Here is a 16,893-nt window from a genome sequence, read left to right as displayed (position 1 = left end):
CTTTCCTCGTCCATGTGCGCACTCGTGAAAGGATCGGAGCATGTCTGCAGTCCGTCTCATCCGCTCGTCCTCCCTCGCCGAAGCCCCGTACGCGTACGCCGCGACCGCAGCGGCCGGCGCTCGCCTGATCTTCCTGGCCGGGGCCTGCCCCTTGAATGACGACGGGTCCACAGCCGCACCGGGCGACTATGCCGCTCAGGCCGCGCGATGCATGGAGACGTTGTCTGTCGCATTGCATGCGGCCGGTGCTGCGCTCTCCGACGTCATCAGCACCCGGGTTCTCGTCGCCTCCAGCAACCGTGAGGACCTCGTGACGGCGTGGGATGTCGTTCACGCGGGTTTCGGCTCGCATGACGTGCCCAGCACGCTCCTCGGGGTGACCGTCCTCGGTTACCCGGACCAGCTCGTCGAGATCGAAGCGATCGCGGCCGTGCACGATGACTGACACGTTGCGCGTCGCCATCCGCCCCGCTCGGGAGTCCGACCTGGCCATCGCGGAAGAGATCGAGGCCGAGGCCGACGCCCTGTTCATCGAGCTGTTCGGCGCGACCGATTGGCCGCCACCCGCGTCAGCATCGGAACGGACCGCACTTCCTGGATTCGTCCTGGTGGCGGAGGGTGTCGAAACGCCCCATGACGTCGTCGGCTTTGCTCACGTTCTGGAGATCGACGGGCAGGCGCACCTCGAGCAGCTCTCAGTGCTCCCCCAGCACGGCAGACGAGGCTATGGCCGGATGCTGGTCGCTGCGGCCAAGGCCGAAGCACAGCGTCGGGGGTATCGCTCCATCACGCTGCGCACCTACCGTGACGTCGCCTGGAACGGGCCCTTCTATGCGACATGCGGCTTCCACGAAAGCGTCCCTTCCACGCCCTTCCTGCACAGGCTTGTCGAGGTCGAGTCACGGCTCGACCTCAACCGCTACGGTCCTCGCGTTCAGATGACCGCCGTCGCCTGAACGCCGCGTCTTTGCCGACGCCGCGTCAGAATGGCGGAAATCAGTTGTTCGGCGGCCGCACAGCGCCGGACGTCGATGACGCTCCTCAATAGGCTGAAGGCATGATCGAACGTGCAGACTTCTTCGCAGCCAAGCTCGCCTACGAGACCGACGCCAGTGACGTCCATGCGGCACTGAAGGCCGGAGAGCAGATCGTCGTGATCGACGTCCGGTCCGACGAGGCCTGGGCGCAGGGGCGCGTCGCCGGCGCGATTCACATGCATTACAGCGAGATCGCCTCACGAGCCGCCGTCGAGATCCCTGCGGACGCACAGGTCGTCGTGTACTGCTGGAGCCCTGGCTGCAATGCCGGCGCGAAGGGCGCGCTGGAGTTCGCGAAGATCGGATACGAGGTCCGCGAAATGATCGGCGGTTTCGAGTACTGGGTGCGTGAGGGCTATCCGGTGCAGGATGCCGAGGGCACCCACCATCGCCCCATCGACCCGCTCACCGGCATTCCGCGCGTCCGTACTCGCGCCTGACGGTGCGCGCACCGAAGAATCGCACGTCTCGGTTGAGGCTCCGCAGCCCGCGGGATTGAGGTCAGGCGAGGTGCTTCTGAAGCACGGCTCGGTGAGTGGGGCTCGCGGCGCTCCAGCGTTCCCTCCCCCGGTCCGTCAGCATCAGGAAGCTGGCGCGCCGGTCGAAATCGCACTCGCCCCGGGCGACGAGACCCGCCTTCTCAAGGCGGGACACGGTACGTGACAGAGCGCTCTGACTGAGATACATCTCCGTCTCGAGTTCTTTCATCCTCACCTGAGGATCCGCATCATGCTGAGCATGCACGGTAAGAGCCTGCAGGACCTCGAATTCACTGAGTCCCAGCTCGTGCTGCGACTGGAGTTCGCTCTCCAGTTCGCAGGATGCATTGTGGTAGGTGCGCAGTGTTTCGGACCACTTCACGCAGACATCGCTATCCGGTGCCGACTTCATGAGCATCAGCGTAGCATGTGCACACATTTAATGACATGGCATTCAATGCGTTGACATCAAATGCACAGGCATGTACGTTGATCGACGTGACACTTACGCAAACAGACCTCACTCCCCCGACAGCTTCCCCGTCGACCAACCGTCGATGGGGCCTCAAACTCTGGGCCATCCTCTTCGTCGCCGGACTCGCCATGTTCCTGGACGCGCTCGACGTCTCCATGGTCGGCGTCGCGCTGCCCTCCATCGGCGCCGAGCTGGGCCTGGACACCATCAGCCTCCAGTGGATCGTGAACGGCTACATCCTCGGATACGGTGGCCTCCTTCTGCTGGGCGGCCGCGCCTCCGACCTCCTCGGCCGACGGCGCGTCTTCCTGGCGGCCCTGGTCGTGTTCGGGATCGCTTCTCTCGTCGGTGGCATCGTCGACGACGGCGCCCTCCTCATCGCCAGCCGTGTCGTCAAGGGAATCGCGGCGGCCTTCACCGCGCCGGCGGCTCTGTCCATCATCACCACCACCTTCAAACAGGGACACGACCGCAACAGAGCGCTGTCGATCTTCACGGTCTTCGGTGCGACCGGCTACGCCTCGGGACTGATCATGTCCGGCCTGCTGACCGGGATCGACTGGCGGCTGACCTTCTTCGCCCCGGTCGTCGCTGTCGCCGTCGTCCTGGTCGCCGCGTTCATCGTGGTTCCCAAAACCCAGGAAACCGAGCGTGGACGCATCGACTTCGCCGGAGCCGCAATGCTCACCGGTGGCATGCTCGCCGCCGTCTACACGATTGTGACCGCCCCGGAGACGGGCTTCACCGGCGGGGTCATCGTCACGCTCGTGGTGGCTGTGGTCCTTCTGGGTGCCTTCTTCCTGACAGAGAGCAAGGTGCGCCACCCGCTCGTGCGCCTCAGCATCTTCAAGGTGACATCGATCGTACGAGCCAACCTCGCCGCCATGGCGATCTTCGGCTCCTACATCAGCTTCCAGACGATCGTGTCGCTGTATCTCCAGAACACCCTCGGCTGGGCACCTCTGCAGATGGCGCTCGCACTGGCGCCGGCTGGGATCATCGTCGCGATCCTCTCGCCGTTCGCCGGTCGTTTCATCGATCGCTTCGGCACCACGCCGATGATCATCGTCTCGATGGCCTCTTTCGTACTGGGATACCTCTGGTTCATCCTGCGGGGCGGCAGTCCGGACCCGGCGTACTTCGTCGACTACCTGCCGAGCTTCCTCCTGCTGGGGCTGGGATTCGCGATTGGCTTCTCCGCGGTCATGGTCCAGGCCACGGAGGGTATCGCCGACGAAGAGCAAGGATTGGCATCCGGATTGGTGCAGACATCGGGCCAGATCGGCGGTGCGATCGTCCTGGCGATCGCCACCAGCCTTATCAGCGCTACGACGGCGACCAGCATCGCCGCATACCGCCCGGGGCTGTATCTGGTGATCGCCGTCGCGGTGATCGGCCTGCTGGCCTCCACATCGGTGCTGCTCACCCGCCGCCGCACGGTGGACGCCTCAATCTGAGCCAGACATGAAGAAGGCCCCCGGAGAGATCCGGGGGCCTTCTTCATGTCTGGAAATCAGCGCGCGAAGTTACCGCGGTAATACTCGTACACCCAGCCGACGATCGCGACCACGAAGATCGCAAGACCGATCGGCAGGAGGAAGTGGCCAACGGCCAGCCCGACGATGAAGATCGCCGCGGACGCCGCGAGAACGAGCGGCCACCAGGACCACGGGCTGAACTCGCCGAGCTCCGGGTCACCGTCATCGATGTCTGCTGTGAGGATGTCCTCGGGCAGCTCGCCGCCCTGGGCAGCGTGCGTACGATCCAGGTAGAACGCGATCATCGCCCCCATGAAGGCGGTGAAGAACAGGGCGACTGTGCCGACCCACTCGATTCGGTTCACGATCTCGAGATCAGGGTGAGCCAGGATGTTCCACCCGGTGTAGATCACGCCGACGAGCGCGAAGAACGCGGTCAGCACCCACCAGAGAATGACATTGTCACGCATGGCTCAGTGGACCTCTCGTTCGCCGGGCGCGGTGGTGGCGAACTCCGCCGCCTCCGGGTGGTTCAGATCGAACGCAGGACGCTCGCTGCGGATCCGCGGGATCGACGTGAAGTTGTGTCGCGGCGGCGGGCAGGAAGTCGCCCACTCGAGCGATGCACCGTAGCCCCACGGGTCGTTGACCGTGACCTTGGGCGCCTTGCGTGCCGTGATCCACACGTTCAGGAAGAACGGCAGCATCGAAGCGCCGAGGATGATCGCACCGATCGTCGAGACCTGGTTCTGCCAGGTCCAGCCGTCGGCGGCCGAGTAGTCCGCGTAGCGACGCACCATGCCGTCGACGCCCAGCCAGTGCTGGATGAGGAACGTCATGTGGAAGCCGATGAACAGCATCCAGAAGTGCACGTAGCCGAGACGCTCGTTCAGCATGCGGCCCGTCCACTTCGGCCACCAGAAGTAGAACCCGGCGAACATCGCGAACACGACGGTACCGAAGACCACGTAGTGGAAGTGCGCGACGACGAAGTACGAGTCGCTGAGGTGGAAGTCCAACGGCGGGGCGGCGAGGATGACACCGGTCAGACCGCCGAATACGAACGAGACCAGGAAGCCGAGGGCGAACACCATCGGCGTCTCGAACGTCACCGATCCTCGCCACATGGTTCCGATCCAGTTGAAGATCTTCACACCGGTCGGTACAGCGATGAGCATCGTCATCAGCGCGAAGAACGGCAGCAGGACAGATCCGGTGACGTACATGTGGTGGGCCCACACCGCGACCGAGAGCGCCGCGATGGCGATCGTCGCGTAGACGAGGGTCTTGTAACCGAAGATCGGCTTACGGCTGAACACCGGGAAGATCTCCGAGACGATGCCGAAGAACGGCAGCGCGATGATGTAGACCTCGGGGTGCCCGAAGAACCAGAACAGGTGCTGCCAGAGGAGCACGCCGCCGTTGGCCGGGTCGTAGATGTGCGCACCGAGCACGCGGTCGGCACCGGCGGCGAAGATCGCGGCGGCCAGAACCGGGAACGCCATGATCACCAGCAGGCTCGTGATCAGCGTGTTCCACGAGAAGATCGGCATGCGCCACATCGTCATACCCGGAGCGCGCATGGTGATGACCGTGGTGATGAAGTTCACCGCACCGAGAATGGTTCCGAAGCCGGAGATGCCGAGTCCCAGCATCCACAGGTTTCCACCTGCACCGGGCGAGAACGTCGCGCCGGCGAGTGGCTGATAGGCGAACCAACCGAACGAGGCGGCGCCCTGCGGGGTGAGGAAGCCGGCGACGGCGATCGTCGATCCGAACAGGAACAGCCAGAAGGCGAAGGCGTTCAGACGCGGGAACGCCACATCGGGCGCTCCGATCTGCAGCGGCAGGATCGCGTTGGCGAATCCGGCGAAGAGCGGCGTCGCGAACATCAGCAGCATGATCGTGCCGTGCATCGTGAACAGCTGGTTGTACTGCTCCTTCGTCGGGACGATCTGCATCCCGGGCGCGAACAGCTCGGCGCGGATGACGAGAGCCATCACGCCTCCGAGGAGGAAGAACAGCACCGAAGCGATCAGGTACATGTACCCGATGGTCTTGTGGTCTGTGGAGGTGATCCACTTGACGACAATGTTGCCCTTCTGCTCCACACGCGAGGAGCTCATCAGAGCAGCCTGGCGGGCGGGAAGTGCAGACGGACGGGAGCGGTGAGCGTCGCCGGATTCAGAGTTGGTCGACATGGCTTACTCTCCCTCTTCCTCGGAGTGGGACTCTTCCCCGGAGTCAGACGGTCCCGTGCCCGGGAAGTTGCCGAGACGGTCATAGGCATCGGTGATGCTGCCGGTGTTGCCCTTCTCGCGGAGAGACTCGACGTATGCGTCGTACTCGTCCTGCTCGACGACCTTCACCTTGAACAGCATCATCGAGTGATACTCGCCGCAGAGCTCGGCGCACTTGCCCTCGTACTCGCCGACGCGCGTCGGGATGAAGGACCAGGAGTTGTCCTTCCCGATGTACATGTCCTTCTTGTAGAGGAAGTCGATGATCCAGAAGGAGTGGATGACGTCGCGGGACTGGAGGTCGATCGTGACCTTCTGATCGACCGGGAGCACCAGAGTCGGCAGCTGCGACTGGTCGATGTTGCCTTCTTTATCGGGCTGCGCCTGGATGCCCATCGTCCAGACGGCGTCCGAATCGTCTTCGTCCTCGCCGTCGTACTGGAAGTCCCACGCCCACTGCTTGGCGATCGCGGTGATCTCGACGTCGGGGTCGTCCCACTTCGCCTCGATCTCCGTCTGATCGCGAGCGGTGAAGAAGAACATGCCCAGCACGAGGATGAGCGGCACGATCGTGTAGAAGATCTCGATCGGCATGTTGTAGCGCAGCTGCACCGGAAGGCCGACCTGGCCCTTGCGGCGGCGGTAAGCGATCGCGGCCCAGGCCATCAGGCCCCACGTGATCACACCGACAGCGAGCAGCACGATCCAGGAGTTCACCCAGAGTGACGACACTCGATCTGCCTGGTTGGTGGTGGCAGGAGCGCCGTCCACGAAGCCCGGGAGATAGCCGTGTTCCTGGGCGGTGGTACACCCCGCTAGAACCACAGCTGCCGCAACTCCCAGGGGGAGGGCGGCCCAACGAAGGCGGTGTTTCGAGGGCACGATGCACCTTTCAGATCGCGGACAGGGCACGCCTCAAGTCTAGGGCAACCTCACACCTGATTCATGCCAACCACGCAGGTTGGACGGGGTCGAGAATCAGTGGAAGCTGTCGCCGCAGGCGCAGCTTCCGGCCGCATTCGGGTTGTCGATCGTGAAGCCCTGCTCCGAGATCGTGTCCTTGAAATCGATGGACGCGCCGTCGAGATACGGGACGCTCATGTTGTCGATGATGACCTCGACGCCGTCGAAGTCGACGGTCTCATCGCCCTCGAGGTAGCGCTCGTCGAAGTAGAGCTGGTAGATGAGTCCGGAGCATCCGCCGGGCTGAACAGCCACGCGCAGACGCAGGTCGTCGCGGCCCTCCTGCTCGAGCAGGTTCTTGACCTTGACGGCCGCAGCCTCGGTCAGGTTCACGCCGTGGGCGCGGGTGGTGTCGGCAGTCAGTGTGGTGTCGGTCATGTCGCTCCTTGTGACGGGCCGCGCCAGGCGCGGCTTTCCCATCGATTGTACCGTCGCTACCCGTGTACACGGCGAGGACGAGGGAAAGCCACGCCCGGGTGTTCAGAGCGGCAGTGTGATCTCGTTCATCCGGGTGAGCAGCAGCGCTTCGGTCGTCACCGCGTGGCGGAACGTGTCGAGGTGCAGCGACTCGTTCGGGCTGTGCGCGCGGGAGTGCGGATCCTCGACGCCGGTGACGAGGATCTGGGCCTCCGGGAACTCCCGGACGAGGTCGGCGATGAACGGGATCGACCCTCCGACACCGAGGTCGACGGGAGCCGCGTCATAGCCGTCGCGCATCGCATCACGGGTCAGCGCGACTGCCCAGCCGCTGGTGTCCACAAGAAAGCCGTTGCCGAGATCGGCATCCGTGAAGGTGAGCTCCGCGCCGTACGGCGCGTGGGCGCGCAGGTGCTGCTGGAGCGCCTCGTACGCCTCTTCACCGGACTGCCCCGGTGCGACGCGCGCGCTGATCACCACCGTCGCCTCGGGCAGCAGCGTGTTGGATGCTGCCGCGACGCTCGTCGCGTCGATGCCGATCACCGTGATCGACGGCTTGTTCCAGATCCTGCTGAGGATGGTTCCGTTGCCGATCGGCGACGTCCCCGGCAGCAGACCCGCCTCATCCCGCAGCGTCTCCTCGGTGTAGTCCGGAGTCGGAGCATCCCGCTCCGTCATTCCCTCGACGGCGACGGAGCCGTCTTCGTTCCACAGGGTCGACAGGAGCTTCACCGTCGCCATCATCGCGTCCGGAACGGCGCCGCCGAACATCCCGGAGTGGGAAGCGTGGTCCAAGGTGCGGACGCGCATCGTGAATCGGGCGTTCCCCCGCAAAGAGACGGTCAAGCCGGGAGTGACCGAATCCCAGTTGCCCGAGTCCGCGACGACGATGGCGTCGGCACGCAGCGCCTCCTTGTTGTCGGAGAGGAACTGGGCGAACGAGCGGGAGCCGTACTCCTCCTCCCCCTCGATGAACATCGACACGCCGAGTTCCAGATCGTCGCCGAGCACCTCTGCGACAACCCGCAGCGAAGCGATGTGCGCCATGATTCCGGCCTTGTCGTCGGCGGCACCTCGTCCGTAGAGACGGCCATCGTGAACCGTCGGCTCGAACGGCGGGGTCTCCCAGAGCTCGTCGTCTCCGGGAGGCTGCACGTCGTGATGCGCGTAGAGCAGGATCGTCGGCTTGCCGTTGCGCGCGGCGCGCGTCGCCAGCACCGCCGGCTGGCCGTGCTCGTCGGTACCCGGGATCGCGGCCCGCAGCACGCGTACCTCGTCGAACACCCCGGTTCCGGTCGCGAGCGCGGCGACGGCGGCGGCGCTGCGCTCCAGCTGCGTCTGATCGAATGCGGGCCACGCGATGCCGGGGATCCGGACGAGATCGCCCAGATCGGCCAGCGCCGCAGGGATGCCGGTTGCGACGGCCTCGGCGATCGCCGGATCGACGGCAGGAGACGGATTTGATTCGCTGGAAGGGGCAGGAGAGTTCATGCGAGTAATCTTAAGGCGAACCCCCTGTAGCGAACCGAGGAACCTCGTGGCCAATACCCCTGCCTCCCCATCGACGAACGACGACGCCTCTGAGACGCCCGCCGTCGGAAAGGGACGCGCGACGCCCACCCGTGCGCAGCAGGAGGCGGCCCGCCGCCGTCCCCTTGTCGCGAACACCAAGGAGGCCAAGGCGGCGGCTCGCGCTGAGCTCAACGAGCGCCGCGCACGCGCGCAGGCCGGAATGGCCGCCGGCGAGGACAAGTACCTGCCGCCCCGCGACAAGGGACCCCAGCGCCGCTGGGTCCGTGACTACGTGGATGCCGGCTGGCACCCCGCAGAGTTCGTGATGGCCGTGATGGTCCTCGTCATCCTGGCGTCCCTCGCCCCTGCCAACCTCGCGATCGCCTATTACGCGTACATCGTGATGATGGCGTATCTGCTGATCGCCGTCGGCGGGATGATCCTGCTCGGCCTGCGCGTGAAGCGCAAGGCTGCGGAGAAGTTCGGCAAGGAGCGCCTGGAGAAGGGCCTCGGCTGGTACGCGGCCATGCGTGCGCTCCAGATGCGGTTCATGCGCCTTCCGAAGCCGCAGGTCAAGCGCGGCAACTACCCGGCCTGACTCGCCTCGTCTTCGAGAAAAGCCTCATGCTCCCGGGAGCATGAGGCTTTTCTCGTCAGAACTCAACCGCGGCGCAGCCCGCGATTGATCTCGCGGCCCCAGAACGGGCCTCGGTAGAGGAACGCCGTGTAACCCTGCACGAGAGTGGCCCCGGCATCCAATCGCTCCTGCACATCGTCGGCCGTCTCGACACCGCCGACGGCGATCACGCAGAACTCCTCAGGCACCGCCGCGCGGACGACGCGGAGCACCTGCAGCGACCGCTCCTTCAGCGGGGCGCCGGACAGACCGCCGGCTCCGGCCGCTTCGACCGTCGCTGCGTCTGTGTTCAACCCGTCGCGACTGATGGTCGTGTTGTGGGCGATGATGCCGGCCAGACCTTCGGCGACAGCCATCTGCGCGATAGCGGTGATCTCGTCATCCGGAAGGTCGGGAGCGATCTTCACCAGGAGTGGGGTCTCCCCCGCTGCCGCACGCACCGCCCGCAGCAGCGGCGCGAGCGTCTCCACAGCCTGCAGGCCACGGAGACCGGGGGTGTTCGGCGAGGACACGTTGACGGCAAGATAGTCGGCCAACGGAGCGAGTGTGATTGCGGATGCGACGTAGTCGGCCGTGGCGTCCTCCACCTCGACCACCCGGCTCTTGCCGATGTTCACGCCGATCACCGTGTCGGGCGCACCCCGACGCAGCCCTGCGAGGCGGCGTGCCGCAGCATCCGCTCCCGCATTGTTGAAGCCCATGCGGTTGATGACGGCACGATCCGCGATCAGCCGGAACAGTCGCGGCTTGGGATTTCCCTCCTGCGGGATCGCCGTCACCGTGCCGACCTCGACGTGGCCGAACCCCAGGGCTGCGAGACCGCGCACTCCGACGGCATTCTTGTCGAACCCGGCGGCGATGCCGAACGGCGAGGGGAAGACGAGCCCGAGGGCTTCGACCTGCAACGCGGGATCCGGGCGGGTCAGCGCACGAGTCGCCCAGGAGAACGGCGGCACGCCGAGGATGCGGATCACCGCCATGCCGGCATGGTGGGCGAACTCGGGGTCGAAGCGCGACAGGACGGCGCGGAAGAGCAGCGGATACATCCCTGCCAGGTTACCGTTCGTCGGGCTCGGACTTCGCGTGGTCCCGGCGCAGATCGCTGATCGCACTCTCGAAGTCGTCCAGAGAGTCGAAGGCCTGGTAGACACTCGCGAAGCGCAGATAGGCCACACGGTCGAGGTCGCGCAGTGGGCCGAGGATCGCCAGCCCGATCTCGTTCGTGTCGAGCTGCGACACCCCGGTCTGCCGGACGGCCTCCTCGACGCGCTGAGCGAGGATCGCGAGATCAGCCTCGGTGACCGGACGCCCCTGACATGCCTTGCGGACGCCTGCGATCACCTTCTCGCGACTGAACGGCTCCATGACGCCTGATCGCTTGATCACGTTCAGGCTCGCGGTCTCCGTCGTCGTGAACCGCCCGCCGCATTCCGGACACTGACGGCGTCTGCGGATCGAGAGCCCGTCATCGCTCGTTCGCGAATCGATCACACGGGAGTCCGGATGCCGGCAGAAGGGGCAATGCATGTCGTCTAACCTACGCCGTGAAGCGGGCCTCGATCGCTTCGCCGTGCGCGGGGAGCATCTCGGCGTTCGCCAGCGCGACCACACCTTCTCGCACCGCGGCGAGAGCCGCGTGGTCGTATTCGATCACCTGCTGGGGGCGCAGGAAGGTGTAGGCGCCGAGGCCAGGAGCGTAGCGCGCCTGGCCACCGGTCGGCAGGACGTGATTGCTGCCGGCCATGTAATCGCCGAGACTGACCGGGGTCTGGTCGCCGACGAAGACGGCACCGGCGCTCGTGAAGGCCGCCGCCGCCTCTCGCGCATCCGACAGGTGAAGTTCGAGGTGCTCGGGCGCGTAGGCGTTGCTGAATGCGGTCGCCATCGCCCGGTCATCGACCAGCACGATCGCCGATTGCGGACCGTCCAGCGCCGCTGCGACACGGACACTGTGTCGTGTCGCCGCAGCCTGCCGTTCGACCTCGACGACGACCTGCGCCGCGAGTTCGGGCGAGTCCGTGACGAGCACGGCCGATGCCTGCTCGTCGTGCTCGGCCTGGCTGATGAGATCAGCCGCGATGAGACGCGGGTCGGCGCCGGCATCGGCCACGATGAGGATCTCGGTCGCGCCTGCCTCGGAATCCGTGCCGACGACGCCGGCGACGGCACGCTTCGCCGAGGCGACGTAGTTGTTGCCCGGTCCGGAGACGACGTCGACGGGATCGAGGCCGATGGTCGGCACGCCCCACGCGAAGGCACCGACAGCACCGGCGCCGCCCATCGCGTAGACCTCGGTGATGCCGAGGAGACCGGCGGCAGCGAGGATAGTCGGGTGGACCCGCCCGTCCTGATCGGACTGCGGCGGCGATGCGAGTGCGATCTGCTGGACGCCGGCGACCTGCGCAGGAACCACGTTCATGATGACGCTCGAGGAGAGGGGCGCTTTGCCCCCGGGGATGTATACCCCGACTCGGCCGACGGGTTGCCAGCGCTGGGTGATCCGCGCACCCGCGCCGATGTCGGTCGTCTGGGCAGCCGGAACCTGCGCTGCGGATCCCTGCCGCACGCGGCTGATCGCTTCTTCGAAGGCGGCGCGCACGATCGGGTCGACGGATGCCAGGGCCTCATCGATGTGCTCCGCCGGAACGCGGACGGCGTGGCCGACGACTCGATCGAAGCGCCCGGCCTGCTCGCGCAGTGCGTCCTCACCGCGTTCGCGCACGTCGTCGACGATGCGCGTGGCCGCCTCGAGCGCCTCGGCACGGGCTTGTGTGGCGCGCGGCACGGCCGCGAGCATGTCAGCGGGCGAGAGCTCGCGCCCTCGAAGGTCGATGGTGCGCACGTTCAGCCTTTCGCGATGTCTGCGAGGTCGTGCAGGTAGCCGATCCGACCATCGTCGTGCCGCACCACGTAGGCGCCGCCTCGGTCTTCGATCACGAGCGCCCACGCGCCGGGACCGATCCGGAAGAGCGTCTCACCGCGCTCGTCGTGGACGTCGCGCTCGGTCGGCGCGAGGATCCAGAACGGCTGGGCAGCGGGTGCCGACTCGCGCGGGTTCGTCGCGTCGAGATCGGTGGCGTCATCCAGATCGGCTGCGGGATCCGCATCGTGGCCGGCGGATGGCTCGGAAAGCTCCTCGACGAGAGCGTCGAAGCCGTCCGCGGCGTCGTGCTCGTCGTTCTCGACCGCTTCAGCCCAATCGGCATCCTGTCCCCGCGACCGTCGCGAGTAGGACGGCGCATATGTGTCAGCCGCGGTGGTCTCCTCGGTCCCGGTGCCGCCGTTGGAGGCGTGAGCGGCGAGGGGCACCTGACCTGCGAAGTCGGCCCGGAGGATCTCATCCGTCGTGTGCTCACCCGACAGTTCGAGGTCGAGCACCATGGTGGCCGATTCGTTCTGCGGCGCATCCGCCGTGGCCGAATCCGACTCGGCGACGGCCGCGCCGGAAGTTTCAGGGGCGTGCTCGGGAGCAACGGGGCGAGGGCGGGCGATCACGGGACGAACCGGATTCGCGTTCCGGTGGGCCAGTGTGACGAGGCGCCCCTGGAAGTCCTCCTTGAGGCCAGGGATGATCGGCGCGAAGACTGTGAACGCGACGAGAGCCAAGGAGACGATCACCTGGACCACACCGTTCCAGGGCAGGGTCCAGCTGCCGTACCCGATCGAGGCCGCCACCGCTCCCCACAGGCTGCCGAGCCACACCGTCGCCGAGACCGAGAAGGCGACAGAGGCGAACTGATCGATACCGAGCGAACCGACCCGACGGATGCCGTCCGGTGAGAATCGGCGCAGGACCAGCAGGAAGACCGCGACCGTCGGCAGGCCGATCGGCAGGATCCACTGGATCCCCACCGCCCAGATCGACGCTTCACCGACGAGGGGGAAGAACGAGACGACGAAGGCGACAAGCCATGCGGCGACGATGAGCAGCTCACGAAGCGTGAAACCGAGGATGCCGTACTCCGGAGTGACCTCCTCGTCATAGAGCACGCCGTCCTCGATGAACGCTTCGCTCTCGCTGTCGGTGAACTCGGGCTGGTCGGTGCTCATAGTGGTCCTTTCGTCGCGGTGCGCGGCGGGGTCTTTCCGCGCTCCCAACGCGTCCCGATACTACCCGGTCATCCCAAACAGGACGGCCCGAGCAGAGACTTGAGGTCACCGAACAGGTCGGCTGTCACCTTGACCGGCATCGGCACCTCGAACACCTTCGCGGTGCCGCCGCGGTGTACGCGCAAGACGACCTCGGTCTCTCCGGAGTGCCGACGCAGCACCTCGGCGAGCTCGTTCATGACGCGTTCTGTCGCGCGCTGCTCCGCCAGCACGAGTGCAAGCGGTCCGGCCGCATCGAACGAGCCGACGTCGGGTGCGAAGGCGGATTGTGCGTGCAGGTTCAGCCCGTCGTCACGGCGCGACACGCGTCCGCGGACCGCGAGGATCGAGTCCTGCTGCAGGACCAGTTGGAACTCGGTGTAGGTCTTGCCCATGAACATCACGGTGACCTCTCCGTTGAAGTCCTCGACGGTGATCATGCCGTACGGATTGCCGCTCGACTTCGCCACGCGGTGCTGAACGCTGGTGACGAGGCCAGCGACGGTGACCTGCTCGCCGTCCTGGATGTCCTCGGAGTTGTTCAGGTCGTGGATCGAGATCGAGGCATGTTTCGCCAACGGCACCTCGAGTCCGGCGAGCGGGTGATCGGAGACGTAGAGCCCGAGCATCTCGCGCTCGAAGGCGAGCTTGTCCTTCTTCGTCCACTCCGGCCGATCCGGCACCTTCGCATCGTGCTGCGGCTCATCCCAGAGGCTGTCGAAGTCGAAGCCGACCTCGCCGTGGGCCTCACGACGCTTGTCGAGGACGATCTGCTCCACAGCGTCCTCATGGATCTCCATGAGTGCGCGACGGGTGTGCCCGAGTGAGTCGAACGCTCCCGCTTTGATCAGCGACTCCACGGTTCGCTTGTTGGCGACGTGCAGTGGAACCTTGCCCAGGAAGTCGTGGAACGAGGCGAAGTTCTCTTCCTGGCGAGCCTGGACGATGCCGTCGACGACGTTGCTGCCGACGTTGCGCACCGCGCCGAGACCGAAGCGGATGTCTTCCCCGACGGCGGCGAAGAAGTTGATGGACTGACCGACGTCCGGCGGGAGCACCTTGATGCCCATGCGGCGGCACTCGTTGAGGTACAGCGCCATCTTGTCCTTGGAGTCGCCGACGCTGGTGAGCAGCGCAGCCATGTACTCCGCGGGATAGTGCGCCTTGAGATACGCCGTCCAGTACGAGATCACGCCGTAGGCGGCCGAGTGCGCTTTGTTGAAGGCGTAGTCGGAGAAGGGGAGCAAGACGTCCCAGATCGCCTTCACCGCACCATCCGAGTAGCCGTTCGCGTGCATTCCGGCTTGGAAGCCCTCGTACTGCTTGTCGAGCTCGGACTTCTTCTTCTTGCCCATCGCGCGACGGAGGATGTCGGCCTGGCCGAGGGAGAAGCCTGCCACCCGCTGCGCGATCGCCATCACCTGCTCCTGGTAGATGATCAGGCCGTAGGACTCGTCGAGGATGTCGGCGATCGACTCGGAGAACTCCGGGTGGATCGGGGTGATCTCCTGCAGGCCGTTCTTGCGCAGCGCGTAGTTGGTGTGCGAGTTCGCACCCATCGGACCCGGTCGGTACAGGGCGATGAGCGCCGAGATGTCACCGAAGCTGTCGGGCTTCATCAGTCGCATCAGCGAGCGCATCGGACCGCCGTCGAGCTGGAACACGCCGAGCGAGTCGCCACGGGCCAGCAGGTCGTAGGACCCCTGGTCGTCGAGGGCGAGCTCTTCGAGGACCAGGTCCTCGTCGCGGTTCAGCTTGATGTTCGCGAGGGCGTCGGAGATGATCGTCAGGTTTCGCAGCCCGAGGAAGTCCATCTTGATGAGGCCGAGGGACTCGCACGACGGGTAGTCGAACTGCGTGACGATCTGACCGTCCTGCTCCCGCTTCATGATCGGGATGATGTCGATCAGCGGGTCGGATGACATGATGACGCCGGCGGCGTGCACGCCCCATTGACGCTTCAGGTTCTCCAAGCCCAACGCCGTGTCGAAGACCGTCTTCGCCTCGGGATCGGTCTCGATGACCACCCGGAACTCGCTGGCCTCCTTGTAACGCGGATGCTTCGGGTCGAACATCCCGTCCAGCGGCATGTCCTTGCCCATCACGGCCGGCGGCATCGCCTTGGTGAGCTTCTCCCCCATGCTGAACGGGAAGCCGAGAACGCGGCCGGCGTCCTTCAGCGCCTGCTTCGCCTTGATCGTGCCGTAGGTGACGATCTGGGCGACGCGCTCGTCTCCGTACTTGGCGGTGACGTACTGGATCACCTCGGCGCGTCGACGATCATCGAAGTCGACGTCGAAGTCGGGCATAGAGACGCGGTCCGGGTTGAGGAACCGCTCAAAGATGAGTCCGTGCTCGATCGGGTCGAGGTCGGTGATCCCCATGGCGTAGGCAGCCATCGACCCCGCACCGGAACCGCGGCCGGGGCCGACGCGGATGCCGTTCTTCTTCGCCCAGTTGATGAAGTCGGCGACCACGAGGAAGTAGCCCGGGAACCCCATCTGCGTGATGACGCCCGATTCGTACTCGGCCCGCTTGCGCACGTCATCCGGGATCCCGTGCGGGTAGCGCATCTGGAGGCCCTGCTCGACCTCCTTGATGAACCAGCTCTCCTCGGTCTCGCCCTGGGGCACCGGGAAGTTCGGCATGTAGTTCGCACTGGTGTTGAACTCGACCTCGCAGCGCTCGGCGATGAGCAGCGTGGAGTCGCAGGCCTCGGGGTTGTCGCGGAAGATCTGGCGCATCTCGGCCGCGGATTTCACGTAGTAGCCGTCGCCGTCGAACTTGAAGCGGTTCGGGTCGTCGAGTGTCGAGCCGGACTGCACGCAGAGGAGAGCGGCGTGGCTGGTGGCGTCGTGCTGGTGCGTGTAGTGGAGGTCGTTGGTGCCGACGAGGGGGATGCTGAGATCTTTCGCGATCTTCAGCAGGTCGGTCATGATCCGGCGCTCGATGGAGAGGCCGTGGTCCATGATCTCGGCGAAGTAGTTCTCCTTGCCGAAGAGATCCTGGAACTCGGCCGCAGCGGCACGTGCCGCGTCATACTGGCCGAGGCGCAGTCGGGTCTGGATCTCCCCCGACGGGCAGCCGGTCGTGGCGATGAGTCCCTTGGAGTACTTCTGCAGGATCTCGCGGTCCATGCGGGGCTTGAAGTAGTACCCCTCCATGCTCGCCAGCGACGAGAGCCGGAAGAGGTTGTGCATACCCTCCGTCGTCTCGCTGAGGAGGGTCATGTGCGTGTACGCACCGGAGCCGGAGACGTCATCACGCTGCTGTTCGGGCGATCCCCACCGCACGCGCGTCTTGTCGCTGCGGTGCGTGCCAGGGGTGACGTACGCCTCGATGCCGATGATCGGCTTGATGCCGGCATCCTTCGCGGTCTTGTAGAACTCGAAAGCGGCGAAGGTGTTGCCGTGGTCGGTCACCGCGACCGCCGGCATCCCCTGTTTCACCGCTTCTTGAATGAGCGGCCCGACCCGCGCAGCACCGTCCAGCATCGAGTACTCGCTGTGCACGTGCAGGTGAACGAAAGAGTCGGATGCCATGGGTTCAAGTCTACTTTCGACCGC

At 65.6% G+C, this 16,893-nt stretch carries 16 protein-coding genes; 5 read left to right on the top strand and 11 right to left on the bottom strand.

Features of this window, described 5'->3' with window-relative positions; translation table 11 throughout:
- Positions 1-40 precede the first annotated feature (40 nt).
- From LTA6_RS14165 to LTA6_RS14155, 3 genes are all read left to right on the top strand, one after another.
- Complete coding sequence (locus LTA6_RS14165; protein ID WP_407358135.1) at positions 41-445, top strand: RidA family protein; 405 nt, start codon at positions 41-43, stop codon at positions 443-445.
- Positions 438-956: a GNAT family N-acetyltransferase gene (locus tag LTA6_RS14160; protein ID WP_407358134.1), complete on the top strand. Its 519-nt coding sequence runs from the start codon at positions 438-440 to the stop codon at positions 954-956. The genes LTA6_RS14165 and LTA6_RS14160 overlap by 8 nt, the downstream gene beginning before the upstream one ends.
- Before the next feature lie 101 nt (positions 957-1,057).
- Positions 1,058-1,477 carry a rhodanese-like domain-containing protein gene (locus tag LTA6_RS14155; protein ID WP_407358133.1) on the top strand — a complete coding sequence of 140 codons (420 nt, stop codon included), beginning with the start codon at positions 1,058-1,060 and terminating at the stop codon, positions 1,475-1,477.
- A gap of 61 nt (positions 1,478-1,538) precedes the next feature.
- Here LTA6_RS14155 and LTA6_RS14150 read toward each other — a convergent pair whose 3' ends face one another.
- Positions 1,539-1,928: a MarR family transcriptional regulator gene (locus tag LTA6_RS14150; protein ID WP_341974385.1), complete on the bottom strand. Its 390-nt coding sequence runs from the start codon at positions 1,926-1,928 to the stop codon at positions 1,539-1,541.
- Between the two features lie 35 nt (positions 1,929-1,963).
- Between LTA6_RS14150 and LTA6_RS14145 the strand changes: the two genes are divergently transcribed.
- On the top strand, positions 1,964-3,448 hold the full coding sequence (locus tag LTA6_RS14145) for an MFS transporter (RefSeq protein WP_407358132.1): 1,485 nt from the start codon (positions 1,964-1,966) through the stop codon (positions 3,446-3,448).
- Between the two features lie 56 nt (positions 3,449-3,504).
- On the opposite strand, the gene LTA6_RS14140 is transcribed toward LTA6_RS14145, so the two are convergent.
- From LTA6_RS14140 to LTA6_RS14120, 5 genes are all read right to left on the bottom strand, one after another.
- A complete protein-coding gene (locus LTA6_RS14140; RefSeq protein ID WP_341974383.1) occupies positions 3,505-3,939 on the bottom strand; it encodes a cytochrome c oxidase subunit 4 in 435 nt (144 codons plus the stop codon).
- Positions 3,940-3,942: 3 nt separating this feature from the next.
- Positions 3,943-5,595, bottom strand: a complete 1,653-nt coding sequence (gene ctaD, locus LTA6_RS14135; protein WP_341978393.1) for a cytochrome c oxidase subunit I — start codon at positions 5,593-5,595, stop codon at positions 3,943-3,945.
- A 78-nt stretch (positions 5,596-5,673) separates the two neighbouring features.
- The gene (gene coxB, locus LTA6_RS14130) at positions 5,674-6,591 is read right to left on the bottom strand and encodes a cytochrome c oxidase subunit II (RefSeq protein WP_341974382.1); all 918 of its coding nucleotides are present in this window, start codon (positions 6,589-6,591) and stop codon (positions 5,674-5,676) included.
- Positions 6,592-6,687: 96 nt separating this feature from the next.
- Positions 6,688-7,050 (bottom strand): iron-sulfur cluster insertion protein ErpA, encoded by a 363-nt coding sequence (erpA, locus tag LTA6_RS14125; protein ID WP_341974381.1) that lies wholly within the window; start codon positions 7,048-7,050, stop codon positions 6,688-6,690.
- A gap of 102 nt (positions 7,051-7,152) precedes the next feature.
- On the bottom strand, positions 7,153-8,580 hold the full coding sequence (locus tag LTA6_RS14120; protein ID WP_407358131.1) for a dipeptidase: 1,428 nt from the start codon (positions 8,578-8,580) through the stop codon (positions 7,153-7,155).
- 46 nt (positions 8,581-8,626) lie between these two features.
- Here LTA6_RS14120 and LTA6_RS14115 point away from each other — a divergent pair, with 46 nt between their 5' ends.
- Positions 8,627-9,199 carry a DUF3043 domain-containing protein gene (locus LTA6_RS14115; protein ID WP_341974379.1) on the top strand — a complete coding sequence of 191 codons (573 nt, stop codon included), beginning with the start codon at positions 8,627-8,629 and terminating at the stop codon, positions 9,197-9,199.
- Positions 9,200-9,261: 62 nt separating this feature from the next.
- Here the strand turns inward: LTA6_RS14115 and LTA6_RS14110 are convergent, their stop codons facing one another.
- From LTA6_RS14110 to dnaE, 5 genes are all read right to left on the bottom strand, one after another.
- Positions 9,262-10,284 (bottom strand): quinone-dependent dihydroorotate dehydrogenase, encoded by a 1,023-nt coding sequence (locus LTA6_RS14110; RefSeq protein ID WP_407358130.1) that lies wholly within the window; start codon positions 10,282-10,284, stop codon positions 9,262-9,264.
- Positions 10,285-10,294: 10 nt separating this feature from the next.
- Positions 10,295-10,765, bottom strand: a complete 471-nt coding sequence (nrdR, locus tag LTA6_RS14105; RefSeq protein ID WP_341974377.1) for a transcriptional regulator NrdR — start codon at positions 10,763-10,765, stop codon at positions 10,295-10,297.
- Between the two features lie 10 nt (positions 10,766-10,775).
- Positions 10,776-12,080: a histidinol dehydrogenase gene (gene hisD / locus LTA6_RS14100; protein ID WP_407358129.1), complete on the bottom strand. Its 1,305-nt coding sequence runs from the start codon at positions 12,078-12,080 to the stop codon at positions 10,776-10,778.
- A 2-nt stretch (positions 12,081-12,082) separates the two neighbouring features.
- A complete protein-coding gene (locus LTA6_RS14095; RefSeq protein WP_407358128.1) occupies positions 12,083-13,288 on the bottom strand; it encodes a hypothetical protein in 1,206 nt (401 codons plus the stop codon).
- A 68-nt stretch (positions 13,289-13,356) separates the two neighbouring features.
- Positions 13,357-16,869 carry a DNA polymerase III subunit alpha gene (gene dnaE, locus LTA6_RS14090; RefSeq protein WP_407358127.1) on the bottom strand — a complete coding sequence of 1,171 codons (3,513 nt, stop codon included), beginning with the start codon at positions 16,867-16,869 and terminating at the stop codon, positions 13,357-13,359.
- Between the last annotated feature and the right edge of the window lie 24 nt (positions 16,870-16,893).

This window comes from Microbacterium sp. LTA6 (assembly GCF_045690355.1).
GTDB lineage: Bacteria > Actinomycetota > Actinomycetes > Actinomycetales > Microbacteriaceae > Microbacterium.
Note: the sequence above shows the minus strand (reverse complement) of the source record. Positions and strands in the feature narration are given on the sequence as shown.